This is a genomic window from Yaniella soli, assembly GCF_054782375.1.
Genome location: NZ_BAAGSP010000005.1, coordinates 19646 through 37275, shown reverse-complemented (window position 1 = coordinate 37275; position 17630 = coordinate 19646). Strand labels below are relative to the sequence as shown.

The 17630-nt window shown below is 57.2% G+C and carries 19 protein-coding genes and 2 tRNA genes; 6 read left to right on the top strand and 15 right to left on the bottom strand.

Annotation, left to right across the window (positions count from 1 at the left end; genetic code table 11):
- Nucleotides 1–31: 31 nt before the first annotated feature.
- The 7 genes from ACYVJT_RS03835 to ACYVJT_RS03805 form a co-directional block, all read right to left on the bottom strand.
- Nucleotides 32–1531 carry a malate:quinone oxidoreductase gene (locus tag ACYVJT_RS03835; protein ID WP_343956256.1) on the bottom strand — a complete coding sequence of 500 codons (1500 nt, stop codon included), beginning with the start codon at nucleotides 1529–1531 and terminating at the stop codon, nucleotides 32–34.
- Nucleotides 1532–1596: 65 nt separating this feature from the next.
- Nucleotides 1597–3210: an ABC transporter substrate-binding protein gene (locus tag ACYVJT_RS03830; protein WP_343956255.1), complete on the bottom strand. Its 1614-nt coding sequence runs from the start codon at nucleotides 3208–3210 to the stop codon at nucleotides 1597–1599.
- 193 nt (nucleotides 3211–3403) lie between these two features.
- Nucleotides 3404–3486: transfer RNA gene (locus tag ACYVJT_RS03825), tRNA-Leu, on the bottom strand.
- Nucleotides 3487–3550: 64 nt separating this feature from the next.
- Nucleotides 3551–4027: a thioredoxin-dependent thiol peroxidase gene (gene bcp / locus ACYVJT_RS03820; protein ID WP_343956254.1), complete on the bottom strand. Its 477-nt coding sequence runs from the start codon at nucleotides 4025–4027 to the stop codon at nucleotides 3551–3553.
- 49 nt (nucleotides 4028–4076) lie between these two features.
- A complete protein-coding gene (locus tag ACYVJT_RS03815; RefSeq protein ID WP_343956253.1) occupies nucleotides 4077–5003 on the bottom strand; it encodes a metal ABC transporter solute-binding protein, Zn/Mn family in 927 nt (308 codons plus the stop codon).
- Entirely contained in the window at nucleotides 5000–5884 is an 885-nt protein-coding gene (locus ACYVJT_RS03810; protein ID WP_343956252.1) for a metal ABC transporter permease, read from the bottom strand. The genes ACYVJT_RS03815 and ACYVJT_RS03810 overlap by 4 nt, the downstream gene beginning before the upstream one ends.
- Before the next feature lie 3 nt (nucleotides 5885–5887).
- Nucleotides 5888–6619, bottom strand: coding sequence for a metal ABC transporter ATP-binding protein (locus ACYVJT_RS03805; protein ID WP_343956251.1), 732 nt, complete (start codon nucleotides 6617–6619; stop codon nucleotides 5888–5890).
- Between the two features lie 264 nt (nucleotides 6620–6883).
- On the opposite strand from ACYVJT_RS03805, the gene ACYVJT_RS03800 reads away from it, so the two are divergent.
- Complete coding sequence (locus ACYVJT_RS03800) at nucleotides 6884–8152, top strand: AI-2E family transporter (RefSeq protein WP_343956250.1); 1269 nt, start codon at nucleotides 6884–6886, stop codon at nucleotides 8150–8152.
- A gap of 18 nt (nucleotides 8153–8170) precedes the next feature.
- Here the strand turns inward: ACYVJT_RS03800 and ACYVJT_RS03795 are convergent, their stop codons facing one another.
- Genes ACYVJT_RS03795 through ACYVJT_RS03780 form a run of 4 tightly spaced genes read right to left on the bottom strand, consistent with a single transcriptional unit; the run spans nucleotide 8171 to nucleotide 11306 of the window.
- Nucleotides 8171–9100, bottom strand: a complete 930-nt coding sequence (locus ACYVJT_RS03795; protein WP_343956249.1) for an ABC transporter substrate-binding protein — start codon at nucleotides 9098–9100, stop codon at nucleotides 8171–8173.
- Between the two features lie 42 nt (nucleotides 9101–9142).
- The gene (locus tag ACYVJT_RS03790) at nucleotides 9143–9838 is read right to left on the bottom strand and encodes an ABC transporter permease (protein WP_343956248.1); all 696 of its coding nucleotides are present in this window, start codon (nucleotides 9836–9838) and stop codon (nucleotides 9143–9145) included.
- A complete protein-coding gene (locus ACYVJT_RS03785; protein WP_343956247.1) occupies nucleotides 9835–10473 on the bottom strand; it encodes an ABC transporter permease in 639 nt (212 codons plus the stop codon). Before ACYVJT_RS03785 ends, ACYVJT_RS03790 begins: the two co-directional genes overlap by 4 nt.
- Nucleotides 10470–11306, bottom strand: coding sequence for an ABC transporter ATP-binding protein (locus tag ACYVJT_RS03780; RefSeq protein ID WP_343956246.1), 837 nt, complete (start codon nucleotides 11304–11306; stop codon nucleotides 10470–10472). Before ACYVJT_RS03780 ends, ACYVJT_RS03785 begins: the two co-directional genes overlap by 4 nt.
- A 160-nt stretch (nucleotides 11307–11466) precedes the next feature.
- On the opposite strand from ACYVJT_RS03780, the gene ACYVJT_RS03775 reads away from it, so the two are divergent.
- Complete coding sequence (locus ACYVJT_RS03775; protein ID WP_343956245.1) at nucleotides 11467–12111, top strand: NAD(P)-dependent oxidoreductase; 645 nt, start codon at nucleotides 11467–11469, stop codon at nucleotides 12109–12111.
- 34 nt (nucleotides 12112–12145) lie between these two features.
- Here the strand turns inward: ACYVJT_RS03775 and ACYVJT_RS03770 are convergent, their stop codons facing one another.
- From ACYVJT_RS03770 to ACYVJT_RS03760, 3 genes are all read right to left on the bottom strand, one after another.
- Nucleotides 12146–12568: a VOC family protein gene (locus tag ACYVJT_RS03770; protein ID WP_343956244.1), complete on the bottom strand. Its 423-nt coding sequence runs from the start codon at nucleotides 12566–12568 to the stop codon at nucleotides 12146–12148.
- A gap of 158 nt (nucleotides 12569–12726) precedes the next feature.
- Nucleotides 12727–12963: a hypothetical protein gene (locus tag ACYVJT_RS03765; RefSeq protein WP_343956243.1), complete on the bottom strand. Its 237-nt coding sequence runs from the start codon at nucleotides 12961–12963 to the stop codon at nucleotides 12727–12729.
- Nucleotides 12964–13119: 156 nt separating this feature from the next.
- Nucleotides 13120–13362, bottom strand: a complete 243-nt coding sequence (locus ACYVJT_RS03760) for a type II toxin-antitoxin system prevent-host-death family antitoxin (protein WP_343956242.1) — start codon at nucleotides 13360–13362, stop codon at nucleotides 13120–13122.
- 421 nt (nucleotides 13363–13783) lie between these two features.
- On the opposite strand from ACYVJT_RS03760, the gene ACYVJT_RS03755 reads away from it, so the two are divergent.
- The 3 genes from ACYVJT_RS03755 to ACYVJT_RS03745 all read left to right on the top strand — a co-directional run bounded on the left by ACYVJT_RS03755 (nucleotide 13784) and on the right by ACYVJT_RS03745 (nucleotide 15390).
- Nucleotides 13784–14098 carry a type II toxin-antitoxin system RelE/ParE family toxin gene (locus ACYVJT_RS03755; protein WP_343956241.1) on the top strand — a complete coding sequence of 105 codons (315 nt, stop codon included), beginning with the start codon at nucleotides 13784–13786 and terminating at the stop codon, nucleotides 14096–14098.
- Nucleotides 14095–14397: an addiction module antidote protein gene (locus ACYVJT_RS03750; protein ID WP_343956240.1), complete on the top strand. Its 303-nt coding sequence runs from the start codon at nucleotides 14095–14097 to the stop codon at nucleotides 14395–14397. The genes ACYVJT_RS03755 and ACYVJT_RS03750 overlap by 4 nt, the downstream gene beginning before the upstream one ends.
- 384 nt (nucleotides 14398–14781) lie before the next feature.
- The gene (locus tag ACYVJT_RS03745) at nucleotides 14782–15390 is read left to right on the top strand and encodes a class I SAM-dependent methyltransferase (RefSeq protein WP_343956239.1); all 609 of its coding nucleotides are present in this window, start codon (nucleotides 14782–14784) and stop codon (nucleotides 15388–15390) included.
- 200 nt (nucleotides 15391–15590) lie between these two features.
- On the opposite strand, the gene ACYVJT_RS03740 is transcribed toward ACYVJT_RS03745, so the two are convergent.
- A tRNA-Lys gene (locus ACYVJT_RS03740) sits at nucleotides 15591–15666 on the bottom strand.
- Between the two features lie 190 nt (nucleotides 15667–15856).
- Here ACYVJT_RS03740 and ilvD point away from each other — a divergent pair.
- Complete coding sequence (gene ilvD / locus ACYVJT_RS03735; protein ID WP_343956238.1) at nucleotides 15857–17578, top strand: dihydroxy-acid dehydratase; 1722 nt, start codon at nucleotides 15857–15859, stop codon at nucleotides 17576–17578.
- The last annotated feature ends 52 nt before the right edge of the window (nucleotides 17579–17630 follow it).

The window sequence follows — 17630 nt, the reverse complement described above, 5'->3', positions numbered from 1 at the left end:
CCGCCGGCCGTGTCGTGTGTTGTGTGGATAACTAGCCGAGCTGGAGCGTTTTAGTGGTTTCCTTGGTGACTTCGGCCAGCAGATCGGGGTGATCGTTGAGACGTTTGCCCAGCGATGGGATCATCTCGGTAAGTTTCGTCTCCCAGTCATTGAACCGCGTCGGGAAGCTGCGGCGCAGCAATTCGACCATGATTGGTGCGGCGGTCGAGGCACCGGGGGATGCTCCGAGGAGTGCGGCAATTGAACCCTCCGCACCCGAGACGAGTTCGGTACCAAATTGCAGGATGCCGCCCTTGGCTGGATCCTTTTTGATGACCTGGACGCGCTGACCGGCGGTGATCAGTTCCCACCCCTCGTCTGCGGCGTCGGGATAGAAGTTGCGCAGTGCGTCGATTTTTTTGCCCTGCGATTTGGTAATTTCTGAGACGAGGTAGCCGACCAGGTCGAAATTGTCTTTGGCGACGTTGAGCATGGGTAACAGGTTGTGTGGTCGCACCGATTTCGGTAAATCGAGAATCGAGCCGGTCTTCAAGAAGTTTGTGGAGAACCCGGCGAAGGGCCCGAACATCAAGGAGCGACGACCGTCGACGAATCGGGTGTCGAGGTGTGGTACCGACATCGGTGGGGCACCGACGGCGGCCTGACCATACACTTTGGCGTAGTGCTGGTCGATGACTTCCTGGTTGGTCGAACGCAAAAATTCGCCCGAGATGGGGAACCCACCGAAACCTTTGGCCTCCGGAATGCCAGAGGATTGCAGCAGCTCCAGGGCGCCACCACCGGCACCGATGAACACGAAGCGTGCTTTGACGCTGCGCTTCTCGCCACCGATGCGGTCTTTGACGTCAAGCTGCCAACGGCCATCGGTGTCACGCGATAGCCCGGTGACTTTGTGGCCGTAGTTGACATCCACCCCGTCATCGGCCAATTTGGTAATCATCTGGCGCGACAATGCACCGAAATCAACGTCGGTACCGGATGCGAACCGTGAAGCAGCCACGCGCTGGCCCTGAGCACGTCCATCAACTAGCAGCGGAGCCCATTCGGAGATCTGGTCTTGGTCTTCGCTGTGCTGCATGTCGGCAAACAACGGGTTCGGCGCCATTGCCTCATACCGGGTTTGCAAATATTTGGCGTGGTCATCGCCCCACACGAACGACATGTGTGGCAGGGAGTTGACGAAATTCGAAGGGTTACGCAGTGTGCCGTTGTTGACCAGGTGCGACCAATACTGCAACGACACATGGAACTGCTCGTTAATATTGATGGCCTTGGTGACGTCGACGGAACCGTCAGCCTTCGCGGGGGAGTAGTTGAGCTCACACAACGCGGCGTGGCCGGTTCCGGCGTTATTCCAGGGGTCAGATGATTCCTGACCCGCCTGGTGAAGATTTTCATACAGTGCGATGGACCAGTCTGGCTCCAGTTCCTTGAGCATCGTACCCAAGGTCGCAGACATGATCCCACCCCCGATCAACACAACGTCGTATTGCGAACCTGACTGCGGCACGTGGTTTCTCCTGATCTTCATTGATCTGTTCAACTGAACACTTATGACCATGCCACTCTACTACTGTCCAGTGGTGAACGATAAATTTAGTCAAGCAGTCGAACGCGCGCATATTGTTCATCCAAAACCGGTGAGATTGGATAAAATTCGACGTCGTGCCCCGAGGCTAACGCGGTGATGGGGAAGGTCAGTGGCACCGCGGGAATATCGAGACTGATGGCTTCCTCGACCCGGGTTAACAGGGCGGTGCGGGCGTCTGCATCGTCTTCTACCCGAGCCTGGGCCAGTGCTTCGGCGACCGTCGGGTTGTTCCAAGAAAATTCGGCGCTGGACTGTTCGAAGAGCTCGGCCAACAGGTAGAACGGATCGCGCACGTAGACGTTTCGTCCAAAGAGGTGTAGTCCGCGGTCAGCGGAGCCGCCCATCACTTGGGACATGTAGTCGCCGTTGTGCCAGCTGCCGGGTTTGGCCACGATGTTGAATCCGGCAGCGGCCAGACGGCCCGATAGATACGAGAAGAGCTTTTGCGGCTGCGTCATGTAGACCCGTTCGGCACCGGTGGGGTACCAAAACTCGATGGGTTCGCCGTCATAACCAGCGGCGTCCAAAAGGTTGCGGGCACGCGAGAGACTGGCGTTGTAGGTGGTGACGCCATCGGAACGTTCTAATAACGATGGCGGGTTGAACTGATGGGCCACATACGACCCTTCCAAATGCAGCGTGTCGACCATATCGGTGCGGAAGAGTGCGTGAGCAACCGCTTGGCGTACGTGAAGATCTTGCAGTGCCGGATGCGACTGGTTGATGCCCAAATACAGCACAGCCAACGGGTCGCGTTGGAGCACTTGGTAGCCGGATTGGACGAGTTCGCGCAGTATGGCAGGTGAGACCGCGTCGAAGGCGTCGAGTTGTTCGGTGGTCAGTCCGTAGAGCCGTTCGTGCAGGTTGGGGACGGGGATGACGGCGACGTCGTTGCCGTTGTTGACGGATTCCAGCGCCAGCGTCGAACCGCTGGTATCTCCCCAGCGGTATGGTCCGGTGCCGGCCAGCGGGACGTGTGGTAACCCGTCGTCCAATGCCTCATCAAAGGCGGCCCATGAGGCCGGTGAGCTGATCGCGAAGGCCGGATGCGTCAGCGAGGAAATGAGGGATTGCACGGGGTCGGTCAGGGTCAGGGTCACCGTATATTCATCGGTGGCTTCAACGGATTCCAGTAGGCAGGAATCTTCGGAGGCATACCCGCCAAACACCACCGAATAGGGCAGGCGGCCAACCTGTCTGAGTTGCTCATCACCGAGGAGCTCATCGACGTTGCCCCAGCGTTCAAAGTTTGACACGACGACCTCAGCGGTCAGTTCGGTACCGTCGTGGAAGGTGACGTCCTCATCAAGTTCTAGGACGAGTTCGAGCCCGTCGTTGGAGAAACTCCAATCGATGGCGAGCTCGGGGATGGTTTCACCGGTTTCTTCGTCGACGCCGATGAGGTTTTGGTACACCTGACGGCCGAGTCGGTGGGTTTCGATGTCGTTGGTGACGGCCGGATCGGTGGTTAATGCGCGCGCGGGCACGCCGATGCGAAAGGTACGGGAGGTCGAGCCCGGACTTGGGCTTTGTTGCGGCAAGGCAGCGGCTGGCGCTACAAATGGTGTCAGCCCCAGTGATGCGAAACCAGCCAGCAGGGCGCGTCGGGAAAGATGCATGGTCGATCCTTCCTGAAACTTGTGCGGCGAGCCGGCGAGCGGTCCACCCCGAACACGAGATCTCGCCAAGATCATCACTATGGTATCTGTGCTTCGACGCGTTGGGGAAATGCAACACCGCACGCCATGAGAAATCGCAAGGGTGGAATGAAAAAACTGGCTAGGACAGCGCCGTCCTAGCCAGTCAATGGAGTGCGGGCGAGGGGACTTGAACCCCTACGTCTCGAAGACACTGGAACCTAAATCCAGCGCGTCTACCAATTCCGCCACGCCCGCGAATCCGTCATGATGGACCGAGGAACAAGCTTATCCCATGCACAACAGATTGCATAATTGCATATCAGGCTTCGGCTAGGCCCAAGTCACGACGCAGTTTGTCAACGTGGCCTTTGGCCCGCACGTTGTACTGTGCCAGTGCCACGGTGCCATCTTCGTCCACCACGACGGTCGAACGGATGAGTCCCACGGAGACTTTGCCGTAGTTCTTTTTCTCACCCCAGGCGCCGTATGCTTCGGCGACGGCGTGGTCCCCATCGGAGAGGACGGGGAAGTTCAGCTCTTCTTTTTCGGTGAACTTTTCGAGTTTGTCGACGGGGTCTGGTGAGATGCCCAGCACGGTGTAACCATCGGCGCTGAAGCGCTCCAAGCGGTCGCGGAAATCGCAGGCCTGGGTGGTACACCCCGGGGTCATCGCCTTGGGGTAGAAGTACACGATCACTTTCTGGCCGGCGTAGTCGGCGAGCGAGACGGTGTTGCCGTAGGCATCCTGCAGGGAGAAGGCGGGGGCGGTGTCGCCCGGGGTCAAACGGTTCGTCATGAAATCATTCCTTTGCATCAGGCGGGATGGCCCCAGTCTACCGGGGTGGTTACTGCTGGGAGAGCCCGTCGGACATGCGGGTGAGGTTTTCTTCCAAGAAGGAGAGGTAGGTGTCACCGGGTTGGCCCTCGGGCGCGAGCTCATCGGAGAAGACGGTCGCGTGGATGTCGACGCCGGTTTCATGGGCGATACTCTCCATGGGCGCCTGTGACACATTCGACTCGATAAATAGCGACGGTGGTTCATGTTCGTTGACGAATTCGACCGTCGAGATGAGCTGGTCTGGTGTGGCAATCTCATCGGTATCGATGGCCCAAATATAGCCTTCTTCTAGATCATAGCTTTCGGCGAGGTATTGGAACGCGCGTTCGGAAGTCACCAGCACGCGGCGTTCTTCGGGCAGGTCACCGATCTCTTCTTGATACCGCTGCGCCAGCTCGTCTAGTGAGGCCAGGCAGTCGGCGAGATTCTGTTCATATGCTTCAGCATTGGCCGGGTCGACATCGATGAGTCCTTCGGCCACGTTTTTGGCCATGAGCATCCCCGCATTGGGGTCAACGAACGCGTGGGGATTGACCGTCTCGTCGGAGTCATCGGTCAGATATAGCGGTTCGATGCCCTCGGATGCGGCATACGTGTGGTCTTCGGGGTGCTCGACGGTTTCGATCATGCGCCAGGCCCACCCGTTTTCGCCACCTTCCAGGTTGAGGCCGTTGTAGAAGACTGCATCGGCATCGGCCATGGCTTTGGTATCCGTTGGGGTGGAATCAAATTCGTGGGGGTCTTGGCCAACCGGCACCAGGTTGTACACGTCCACGTGCTCTCCGCCGACCTCGGAGACGATGTCCGACAGGATCGAAAACGTCGAGACGACCCGGAGGTTATCCGAGGCGGGCGTGTCCGATTCAGCGGTGGTACAGCCCGCCAGGAACACGGCGCAAACGCTCAACAGCGCAACAATCCAGCGACGGCTCATGGCAACGGCGCCTTGCGTGATGCGTCGTGGACCTGACGGCGATCGCGACGTTTATGTAGCTGCGTCCACACGTATCCCTGATGGGGGCTGAAAAAGAATGCGAGGACAAATAATGCGAAAGCGGTCAGCACAATGGCCGGGCCCGATTGCAGGTTGAAGGCGTAGCTGAAGTACATCCCCGCGATCGAAGACAGCATGCCAAACAGTGCGCCCAACCACATCATCGTCGAGAATTTCTTCGACAGCAGGTAGGCCGTTGCTGCAGGGGTGACCAACATGGCGACGACAAGGATCACGCCCACGGTTTGGACCGCCGACACGGTAACGATTGCTAGGCCAATGAGTACTGCATAGTGGATCCGTTTTGTGGGAAAACCATAGGCGGTCGCCACGTCCGGGTCGACCGTGGTGATCAACAGTTGCTTATAGAACAACACGACGAGGCCGATGATGAGCACCGTAATGCTAATGGATTGCCACATTTCGGTTGCCCGGGTGGTCAGCACGTCACCGAAGAGGATGGCGGTCAACGACGCCGACGATTCGGTTCGCGATAACAGGATGACACCGGCGGCGAGAAACGCGGTGAAGACAATCCCTATTGACGTGTCGCGTTTGAGTCTCGAGTTGGTGTTGACGAAACCGATTCCGGCGGCGGCGAGCAGACCGGAGATCAGTGCGCCGAAGAAGATATTTGCCCCGAAGAAAAAGGACACCGCAATACCGGGCATCACGGCATGCGATATGGCGTCGCCCATCAGGGAGAGGCCGCGCAGAATAATGAGCGAGCCAATGACCCCGGAGACCATGCCGATCGCAACGGCTGTGATGGCGGCGCGTGCCAGGTGTGGGTAGTTGATCAGGTCGTATATAAATTCCACTGATTACTCCGGAAGGCCAAGCAGGTTGGCGCCAAATGTTGCGGTGAGGTTGGTCGCCGTTAAGGTCTCAGAGACCGGGCCTTGGGCGATGAGGTGTTGATTGACCATAATCATGTGGTCGAAATATTGTTCGATGGTCGACAGGTCGTGGTGGACCATGACCACGGTGCAGCCACTGTCACACAGCTCGGTGAGGACCTCGATGATGTTGGCTTCGCTGGTCGCGTCGATGCCCATGAGCGGTTCATCGAGCATCAGGATGTCGGCGCGTTGCGCCAGGGCGCGGGCAATGAAGACGCGCTGTTGTTGACCACCGGAAAGATCGGAGATCTGACGATCAGCAAACTCCTCCATGTGCACGCGCATTAAGGCCCGACGGGCAATTTCGCGCTCCAGTTGGCCGGGGCGTTGGAACAATTTCAGATTCGGGTAGGTTCCCAACAGCACGGTGTCGAACACATTGATGGGGAAATCCCAATCGGTCGTGGAACGCTGCGGTACATACCCGATGCGCTTGCGCATCGCATCGACGTGTTGGTCGAAGAACCGAACCTTACCGTGGGATGCTTCTACCAGGCCAAGCGTTGCCTTCAAAGTGGTCGACTTCCCAGACCCATTGGGGCCGATGATGCAGGTCATCTGACCGGCGGGCACTTCGAAACTGAGATTGTTCACAGCCTTGACGCCACGGTATGACACGTGCAGATTTTCGATCGACAACACGTCACGGGTCACGTGTGGGCCTTTCACCTTGGGGCAGCAGCTGTATTCTGTGGTTCCTAATCTACGGCCAATGGGATGCACCGGCGCGAAAACGGCATGCCCTGATGATATGTTCGCCATGACGAACTTTCAAGTATGGCTCGGCGAATGTTTCGTGCATGTTGAGGGCTCGGTGCACGGGTGGTGTCACGCGAGGCCCGGTGCTATGCGGTTAACTGCGACAACGGTATCGTAGGGACAGATAGACCACGGAATACAGGCCTTGGAGGGCGCTCAGTGGACAACACACTTGAAGAACTCAAAGAGCAGCGGAAGAAACAGCCCAGCTTTAGCGTGTCACAACTGTGGACGGACCCGGTGGGTCGCGTGGGTATGCGCGCCTTGCAGTTGCTGTTGATCGGTACCGTGGTGGGGTTGGTGGTGCTTGCACTGCTGAATCTCACGGTCGTCGTGATTCCCACGGTGATTGCGATCATTTTGGCGTGTGCGCTGTGGCCGGTGGTGCGTCTGTGTCGTCGGGGCATGTCGAACCTGTTGGCCGCGTGGACGGTGTTTCTGGGATCGCTCTTGGTGCTGGGTGGTATCGGTACCGCGTTAGTGTTCTCGGTAATCAATGAGTGGCAGACCCTGGTGGATCAGGCTGTGCAGGGTTTCAACCAGGTGCGTACTTGGGCTGAAGATGTCATGGGGGATCTGACGTTTTCTATTGACCAACAGCAAATCGATTCGGCCATCGACACAGTTACTGGCTTTTTGACCTCAGCGGAATTTGGGACCGGCGCGGTGACGACGATTAGCGCGGCGGGCTCGTTTTTCACCGGCCTCGTCTTGCTGCTGGTGATGCTGTTCTTCCTGCTGAAAGATGGCGATCGGATTTGGGCGTTCTTTGTCTCCTGGAGCCCGGCGCACTTCCGTAGCCAATGGATCGCATCGGGGGATCGTGCCCAGCATACTTTCGGTGGCTACATTCGCGGTACGGCTATCATTGCCGCGGCCGATGCGGTCGGTATTACCTTGGCACTGTTGATCTTGCAGGTTCCGCTTGCGATCCCGCTGGGTGTGGTCGTCTTCCTTGGTGCGTTTATCCCAATGGTTGGTGCCACAGTCGCGGGTATTTTAGCCACGCTGGTGGCACTCGTGGCCAATGGGCCTGTCGTCGCGCTGATTGTGCTGGGTGCGGTGATTTTGGTCAACCAGTTGGAGGGCAACTTCTTGCAGCCGGTGGTCATGGCGCAAACACTGAACTTACACGCCCTGGTCATCTTGATCGCGCTGGCCGCGGGTACCGTACTCGCCGGTATCGTCGGGGCCGTGTTGTCGGTACCGCTAGTTGCGGTGGCCTGGAGCGTCATCAAAGTCTGGACCGGACGCGATGAGCACATGCAAGTTGATCCGGTCGATACAGCCGAGGAGCAAATTGCAGCCGTGAGCGCCGAACGAGAGCGCGTACTGGAACAACAGAAGCAAGACCGCAAGGCCGAAGCCAAAGCAAAGAAAGCTTGTAAAGAGGTCGAGAAGCAAAAAGCTGCTGTTGCCGATGACTAACCGCGCCGGGTAGACAGGTTATTCTCGGTTCTCGAGCCATTCTTGAGCCACATCATCCGAAGAAGCCTGGTCGTCTACCGAGCGCGTGTTTAACTCGACCAAATCATCGGCGGTGAGGTCTGCTTGGACCGTGTTGATGACCTCGACGGCTTGGTCGTCGAGGTCTTCACTGGCAACCGGCACCACGTTTTGCGGCAGGATGAGGTGTTCTGGGTCGTCTAAGATCACCAAATCTTCTGCTGCAATTGCAGGGGAGGACGTGTAAATATCGGCGACGTCCACATCGCCGTCGACGAGCGCGCTCACTGTCAGCGGTCCACCAGAATCTTCGACACCCACCACTTCAACGGTTACCCCGTAGAGTTCTTGTGCGCCGTCGGGCCCGTAGGGACGTGCCTCAAATTCTGAGTTGGCGGCCATCGTGACGGAGTCGCCGAGATTCGTCAGGTCACCAATGGACTCCAGCTCGTGTTCCTGCGCCGTCTCAGAAGTCACGACATAGGAATCCTGGTCGGTCGCCTCGGCCCAGTCGAGGACTTGCAGGCCATCGGGCAGTACGTCTTGTGCTTGACTGTGGACTGCTTCGGGTGAGCCGGTTTCGGCCTCATCCTGGTAGTACTGCACCAGGTTGCCCGTGTATTCGGGGAGCAGGTCGATTTCTCCGGCTTCGAGTTCTGGCATGTAGACCTCGCGCTGGCCGATCTGGAATTCACGTTCCACGTCAAAGCCTTCTGCTTCGAGTGCCTGCGCATAGATTTCTGCAACGATCTCATTGGAATAGTACGCCTGCGAACCGATGACGATCGCGTCTTCACCGGAGGTGGTCTCACCGTCACCCTCTTCCAGTGGGTCAGTGTTGGCACCACAGGCGGTGAGCAACAGCGCGGCGGAGGTCAGTGAGATGACGGAGTACAGAACGGGACGTGATGATGCAGGCTGTGATTTCATATCAGTTCACATTACGGTCAGCGTGCGGACCAAGGCAACGGATTATTGACGGGCACTTGCCAGCACAACATTGAGACGACGAACGCCGGCGGGCGTGGCCACTCGTTGCACTAACCCAAACAGTGCATCAGCGACGATGACCAGCACCATGATCCACACGGCCGCGCCCAACATCATCGGGGTGTTCTGCGTGTTGATCCCGAGGAAAATGAACCGACCGAGCCCGCCGGCGCCAACGTAGGCCGCCAGGGTTGCGGTAGCCATGACCTGAATGAAAGCCGACCGAAGCCCGCCGATCAGCATCGCTAGCCCCAGCGGTAGATGGATTCGTGTGACCACCTGGGGTGTCGTGAACCCCTGCGCCCGGGCGGCGTCCAATACTGAACGATCGATGGAGCTGATGCCCGAGTAGGTACCCGCCAGAACGGACGGGATCGCCAGAATGACCAGTGCGATCATCGGGGGCAAGGCCCCAATGCCCAGCAGCAGCCCGAATAAGGTGATGAGCCCGAGGGTGGGTAGGGCACGTGCCGCACCGGTGATCGACACAATGAGACCGGAGAATCTTCCGGTGTGGCCAATCCACCAACCCGTTGGAATCGCCAGCAGCGCAGCGAGCACAACGGCCACCACACTGTATTGCAGGTGCTCGAAGCTACGAGTCAGCAGATCGTTGCCACCGGCGCTCCACGTTTCAGGACGCAGTAACCAGCGGAAGGTTTCGACGATGACGTTCATGCAACCACCTTCCGCCAGGGCAACAGCAGTTTGCCCGTCACCAGTAAAAGGCCGTCCAGAGCGCCGGCCAGGCCCAGTGTCAGGACGATACCGACCAAAATTTCAGCCAGGATTTGGCGCTGGAAACCATCGGTAAATAACGTGCCCAATGACGGGATACCCAGGACTGCTCCGACCGTACACAGGGCGATCGTCGACGCGGTGACGACGCGAAGCCCGGTGAGAATGACCGGTGCGGCCAACGGGAGATCGACGGTAAGGAAACGCCGCACCGCAGAGTAGCCCAGGGCCGTGGCAGCCAACCGGGTCTGTGACGATATCGCATTGAACCCATCGGCAACCGAACGCACTAACAAGGCAATCCCGTAGAGGGTCAGCGCAATGACCACGTTGACTCCGTCACGAAGTCCAGCCCCGGTGATGACGGGCAGGATGATCAACAATGGCAACGACGGGATAGCAAAGAGCAGGCCCGAACCGGTGATAATCGGTCCCGACAAACGCGGCAGCCTGTGCGCCAACCAGCCCAATGGAATTGAACACAACAACGCGGCAACAATCGCCGGCACGCTCAGCACAATATGCCACCCGAGCGCTCGCAGTATGACATCGAGATTTTCGAGCACCCACGTCATGTTTGCTCCAAGAAGCCTGCCGGACGACCCAGGGAATCCACCACCAGGGTGCGACCGTCCTCGGTGATGCGCGTCCGTAGGTTCTGGTCCATGCCGTTGAGCCCGAGAAAGTCCTCGACAAAGGCATTGGCTGGCTCGGCGACGAGCTGACCGGGGGAGTCCTGCTGCACGATCCGGCCGTGTTCTGCCAGCAGAATGATCTCGTGGCCCAAGCGCAGTGCTTCGTTCATATCGTGGGTCACGAACAGCAGGGTGGTGCCCAGTTCCGGCTGAATATCGAGCAGTTGTTGCTGCAACCCTGCACGCACGAGCGGGTCGACGGCACCGAAGGGTTCATCCATCAACAAGATATTGGGCTCGTCAGCCAAGGCTCGGGCAACCCCGACACGTTGTGCTTGACCTCCGGAGAGTTCTGCCGGATAGCGTCCGCCCATATCAGAGGGCAGTTCGACGAGTTCCAACATCCGGCCAACGGCATCCCGGGCCGTCGCTTTTGTTGCACCGTTGAGCCGCGGGACCACGGCAATATTTTCGGCGACGGTCTTATGCGGCAGCAGTCCGGCATGTTGCATCACGTAGCCGATGCTGCGTCGCAACTTCACCGGGTCCAACTCGGCAATATCATCCCCGTCGATCCGTATAGTCCCAGACGTGGGCGTGACCATCCGATTGACCATGCGCAACAGGGTGGTCTTGCCGCATCCCGATGAACCGGCCAGTACCGTAATCGTCCCGGTATCCACGGTGAAACTCGTGTCCTGGACCGCCACCACCTCGTGTGCGGCACGTCGCGGTCCCGGATAGGTTTTCGTGACCGATTCAAATGAAATCATGTGCAACTTTCCTCGAGAGGACAACAGACTCTTTCGATGCTATCGCGTGAGGAACACTCTCCGTGAGACGTGGTCTTTTCCCATCAGTACTTCTCATGAAGGCACACACTTTTATACTGTGACCAGCAGACCATGAACGATATAGTGACGGGGATCGAGCATGCGAATCACCATCTTCGGAGCCAGCGGACGCACCGGCCATCACGTCGTGGACCAAGCCCTCGCTGCAGGTCACCACGTCACAGCGATAGTGCGCAACACGGGTTCGTTTGCTGATGAGACCACGGCACCAGGACAGCTGAGCATCGCGGCCGCCGATGTCATGAATCCACCGAACATTACACCTTATATTGAGGGCGCCGATGCGGTGGTCTCAACGCTTGGCGCTCGCGGTTTTCCCATGCGTGCCACAACGGTGTGTTCGGATGCGATGGGGAGCATTATCGACGCGATGAGCGCAGCGGGCGTCCGGCGGCTCATTGCCATGAGTGCCGTAGATTTTGGCAACGCTAAGGGCGATGGCGTGCTCATGCGGCGCATTGCTCGTCCGCTCGTTTTGGGTTTTCTCCGTGGGAGTCTGCGCGATCTGCGCATGATGGAAGGAAAAATGGTCGCCAGCCGCTTGGAGTGGACGGTCGTGCGAGCACCGCAGTTATTGAACCAGGCACGTGGGCACTACCGGGTTGCTTTCGACAACCACCTGCCGGGCGCAGTGTTTGCCCGACGGGCAGATGTCGCAGATTGTATAGTTCAACAGCTGGAGAATCCGGTGACGTTTCGACAGTTCGTGACCGTCGCTCGCTAAATTACGGGGCCCACTGGTGAAAGGTTGGCGAGGGCTAGTCCGTTTCGCAAGAAAATGCCCACATCACACCGAACCGATCAAAGATCTGACCGTACCAGTCACCCCACGGAGCTTGTTCGAACGGCATGCCGATGGAACCGCCGCCATCGACAAGCTTGTCAATGTAGGTCCGTGCTTCATCTGGGGTGTCCACGGTATACAAGAGTGAATACGCAGTGCCTTGTAGCGGGTAGTCTTTGCCATCATCCATTGCATCCCCGCCTGCAATAACGCCAGCGGGTAGTACTAGCGTCGAATGTGCGACGGCTTGGGGATCGGGCTCAAAGGGTAGACCCTCCATGGGCGTATCGCCATAGCGCAGGATGTTGAGCTCGCCTCCGAATACCTCGTGCCAGTGTTCCATTGCCTCTGCGGTTGTACCGGGAAGTGCTACATACGTGGCCAGTGAGTGCGACATGACGGTCTCCTGTTCGGAAGGCTGGATGCCGTCAGTTTATGTCGTAGATTCCCGCTGCGGTAGGCCCTCTTTGTCACTCAGCCGGTTCGGCGCTCGCGATTCCCATGCTTCCGTGAGTAGCTCCGCCAGCTCATCAATGGCAACATGATCGAGCCGAATCAGTACGCTGACATGGCCGTGATAATGCTCGGTAGTGAAAACTTTTCGGGATCTGCATCGAGTGGTTCTTGGCGATGCTCCATACTCGGACGCCAACACACCAGGACGTCGGATTGTTCATGCATCCGCGCCAAAATTTTCCCGGCGACATAGAACGCGGGTATTCCGTACGAGGTCTTTTCAATAACTTCGGGTAATGCCGTCGCGAGCTGACGTACATCCTGCTCAGTGCTCATCTATTATCCTGCCTAAACTGTGGTGACTGGTGTTGAGAAGGCCCTCTCCGATATGACTTGTAGAAGTCGTTTGTGTTCTGAGAAGTGGATCTTTTGTGGGGCTTTTGCCGCGGAAGGGTTCGTATGACTGAGTAAACTAGGTGAAGTTTGGTGAACTTATCTATCTAGCTCCATCATCAGCTCATCATGCGAAATTCGTTCTTCCTGGCGAGCCGTTTTCGCGCCTTCGATGTCAATTTGGTTCTCTAGTGCTTCAATGGCCCGGTCGTAAAATTCCGGTGAGACAATCACCGCCCGGCGGTTCGTCCCGCGAGCAGTAATCTCGACGGGGGATCGCTGCGCCGCAGCAATGTAGTCACTTTGATGATTGCGAAACTCGGACTGGCTGATGGAAGTCATGACTTCATTGTCCAACTCGTACGCGCTAAAAACTAGTGCGCGCATCAGGTGTCCGAAAAACACAGGGCAGCCCATCTCTTTACGGTCGATGGGCCTATATCTGTGTCTCAGTAATGGAACGCAATTCGGCGACCTGACCCAACCTAGGCTTTCCAGCTTTTCCGGTCAAAGCAGTCCTGACGTAGCCTCGACCGCTCATTGTATAGCGCCTTTAGCATGGACGTATCCTGCGTCGGATAACAGCTGTCTGAAGAAAAAATGCCATCGCACTGGAGTGCAGCACGAGGGTGTATGGTACTACCCGCCGGACTCGAACCGGCAGCCTACTGATTATCTGTTCTTCGATAGTTCGCCAGAGATTGTCTTCAAATTGCTGTGCCGGACCTTGCAAGCTTTCTCGGGCGTGAACTATAGTTGACATATGGTTGAGGTTGTCAGGTCGGCGATATTTGAACGATGGCTGAGAAAGTTGAAGGATCGCCACGCTGTTGCCCGAATCCTCGTCAGGGTTGAACGACTGGTCGCAGGGAATCCCGGTGATGTAAAACCGGTCGGTGGTGGGGTCTCTGAATTACGGATTCGTTATGGTCCAGGCTACAGAGTCTACTTTTTGCAAGAAGACGATCAGTTGATTTTGTTGCTAGCAGGAGGGGACAAGTCGACACAGAGCGCAGATATAACGACTGCTCATAGTGTTGCTGACACTTGGAAACAAGCGCAAGGAGGATCACGATGAGTAATGGTATAGAAACTTTTGCTCCATTTGATACGGCTGACTACTTAAATTCTGTCGAAGACGTTGCAGCGTACCTGGAGGCAATCATTGAAGAAGGTGACGATGATCCAAGTGTGATCGCGCGGGCCCTCGGTGCTATTGCTCGATCACGAAACTTTAGCGAGATTGCCCGACAAGCTGGTATGAGTCGTGAGGGGCTGTATAAAGCGCTCTCCGCTGATGGCAATCCGAGCCTGGCCACTGTGGTGAAGGTTGCTCGAGCTCTCGGTCTTCGTTTGCACTTCGAAGCCATCGCATAATCCGGTCCAAGCTCGACTCCATAGTGATAGAAGCGCAATATACGGCCCTCATGAAAATAGATCTTAGGCTTCTCTGCGTTTCTCAGGTCTGTCCGAAGTGTTGGGTGCATTCGGGGGAATAATAGAAATAATAGAACTTCGTAGCTACTACTTAATCACTGACTGATAAGCAGAAGCCGCAACTCGCCAACTTATTTAAAGCTGGAACACGGAGTTGGCAAATAGGCTGCGAGAGATTCTTGCGCATATCAGACATGAATCCGATTATCTTGCCACGATTGATGGCAAGGTTGTCGGATGGCTTCAGGGTGACTATGAAGGAGGGTTTGGCATAACTTTGCGGGACGGCAACGCGAAAGCGTTGACGAACGCAGGAAGAGTTGCATGGCAGGGGCAGACAACACAGCAAAGCGTTGGAACCATAATACTTATTACGATCGCCTCGTGCTGAGTGCTATGCCGAAGGGGGCTGGGACTGCTCTCGACATCGGTACAGGGGACGGTTTGCTGGCACACGCGTTGCGTGAGTCTATCCCGGATGTCACGGGAATTGACATCGATTCCAACGTGCTCGCCCGGGCTCGTGAACAATGCTCGGACATCACTTGGCTCATCGGCGACGTCATGCAGCTTGCACTGCCGGAGAGTCACTTTGATCTTGTCGCTTCGATCGCCACCGTTCATCATCTTCCCGACCTCACGGCAACCTTGAACAGACTTGCAGCCCTGACGGTACCGGGCGGAGTCCTCGTCGTCATCGGTTGTGCTCGGAGCAGCACGCTGAGCGACTACACCATCGACTTGCTTGGCGCCGTCCAGCACAGGGCACTTCCACGCAAGTACGGCTACTGGCAGCACTCAGCACCCGTCGAAATGCAGTTCCCGCACGCCTATGCCGAAGCCAGACGGATCGCAAGGGCCACTCTGCCTGGAAGTGAGTGGAGGCGCCTTCCTCTGTTTCGGTACGCCCTCGTTTGGCGACGACCAACGTAACCACGGTCAGCCCTGCTATATTGTGAGCCGTAATGCCGAATCCATGATGTGTTGCGTCAATGAAAGTGGTCAGTTTAACTCATCTGATTCCCAACAGTTCGCACCATTTACAGATGGGACTACGGGCATAACCCTTCATTGTCGTCGTGGATGAGCTGTTAAACCAATAAGGTCTCATTCCCGCGCGAGAATGAGACCTATGGTGCGCCCTCCGGGACTCGAACCCGGAACCTACTGATTAAGAGTCAGGTGCTCTACCAATTGAGCTAAAGGCGCGCGTTGCGCTTGGGCAACGAAGAAAGACTTTATCAAAGAATGACGGTTAGGTAAAATCCATTGTCAGCTCGTTGCAACGACTCTACAGGACGCGTAAAAACCACCGCGTGAACATCGTCTCAGAGTGTTGTGTGAGACACGATCAGTCACGTGAGGTTTTGTAGGACACGAGATCAGTAAGATTTGATCCATGACGTCTAAGAACCCTGAAATTGACATGAAGCCGCGTTCGCGCGATGTAACCGATGGATACGAACGTGCTCCGGCGCGCGGCATGCTGCGCGCGGTAGGCATGGGTGACAACGACTGGGACAAGCCACAGATTGGTATCGCCTCGTCCTGGAACGAAATTACCCCGTGCAACCTTTCGCTGGACCGTCTCGCCGAAGCCGCCAAGACCGGTGTGCACGCTGGTGGGGGATTCCCGCTGGAATTCGGGACCATTTCGGTATCTGACGGTATTTCCATGGGTCACGACGGCATGCACTTCTCACTGGTGTCCCGTGAAGTCATCGCCGACTCGGTCGAAACCGTCATGATGGCTCAGCGTCTCGACGGTTCCGTGTTGCTGGCTGGCTGTGACAAGTCACTGCCGGGCATGCTCATGTCAGCTGCTCGTCTCGATCTCGCGTCAGTGTTCGTGTACGCCGGTTCGACGATGCCGGGTTATGCCACATTGTCCGACGGCGTTGAACGTCAAGTCACCCTGATCGACGCGTTCGAGGCAGTGGGCGCATGTGCTCGCGGCACGATGTCCCACGAAGATCTCGACACCATCGAACGCGCCATCTGCCCGGGTGAAGGCGCCTGTGGTGGTATGTACACCGCAAACTCGATGGCATCGGTCGGCGAGGCGTTGGGTATGTCCCTGCCGGGCTCGGCCGCCCCGCCATCGGCTGATCGTCGTCGTGATTATGATGCGCGCCGTGCCGGTGAAGCCGTCGTTAATATGTTGGCCCAGGGCATCACAGCCCGTGACATTTTGACCAAGAAGGCTTTCGAAAACGCCATTGCCGTGATGATGGCGTTCGGTGGTTCGTCCAACACCGTGTTGCACTTGCTGGCTATTGCATACGAAGCCGGTGTCGAGCTGAACCTCGAAGACTTCAATCGCATTGGCGACAAGATCCCACACATCGCGGATATGAAACCATTCGGCGACTACGTCATGACTGATTTGGACCGCATCGGCGGTGTGCCCGTCGTGATGCAGGCGCTGCTCGACCAAGGCCTGTTGCACGGCGATGCACTAACCGTCACCGGTAAAACCGTTGCCGAGAACCTGGAAGACCTCAAGCCCAAAAAGCTCGACGGGGCCGTATTGCGCACCCTGGACAACCCGATCCACAAAACCGGTGGTCTGACCATCCTGCGCGGTTCGATGGCACCAGAAGGCGCGGTCGTGAAATCGGCAGGTTTCGACGCAGAGGTATTCGAAGGTACCGCGAGGGTATTCGAACGCGAACAGCAAGCCATGGACGCCCTGGCAGCAAATGAGCTGAAAAAAGGCGACGTCGTCGTCATTCGGTATGAGGGCCCAAAGGGTGGACCAGGCATGCGCGAAATGCTGGCGATCACCGGTGCTATTAAAGGTGCCGGGCTCGGAACCGATGTCCTGCTACTCACCGATGGTCGCTTCTCCGGCGGAACCACCGGCCTATGCATCGGACACATTGCCCCAGAAGCCGCCGTTGGTGGCCCCATCGGACTGGTTGAAGACGGCGACGTCATCCGCGTCGACATTGCCAACCGCACGATTGATCTGGATGTCTCTGAAGAACTGCTCGCGGCCCGCAAAGAAAACTGGCAGTCCATCCCACCGAAGTTCACTTCCGGTGTGCTGGGCAAGTACGCAAAACTCGTGCAGTCCGCGGCAGAAGGCGCACACTGCAACGTAGAAATCGAGCTATAGGCAAGACCTGCTCGGGGTGCCCGATTTGACATTTTAGGGCAACACGACGAAT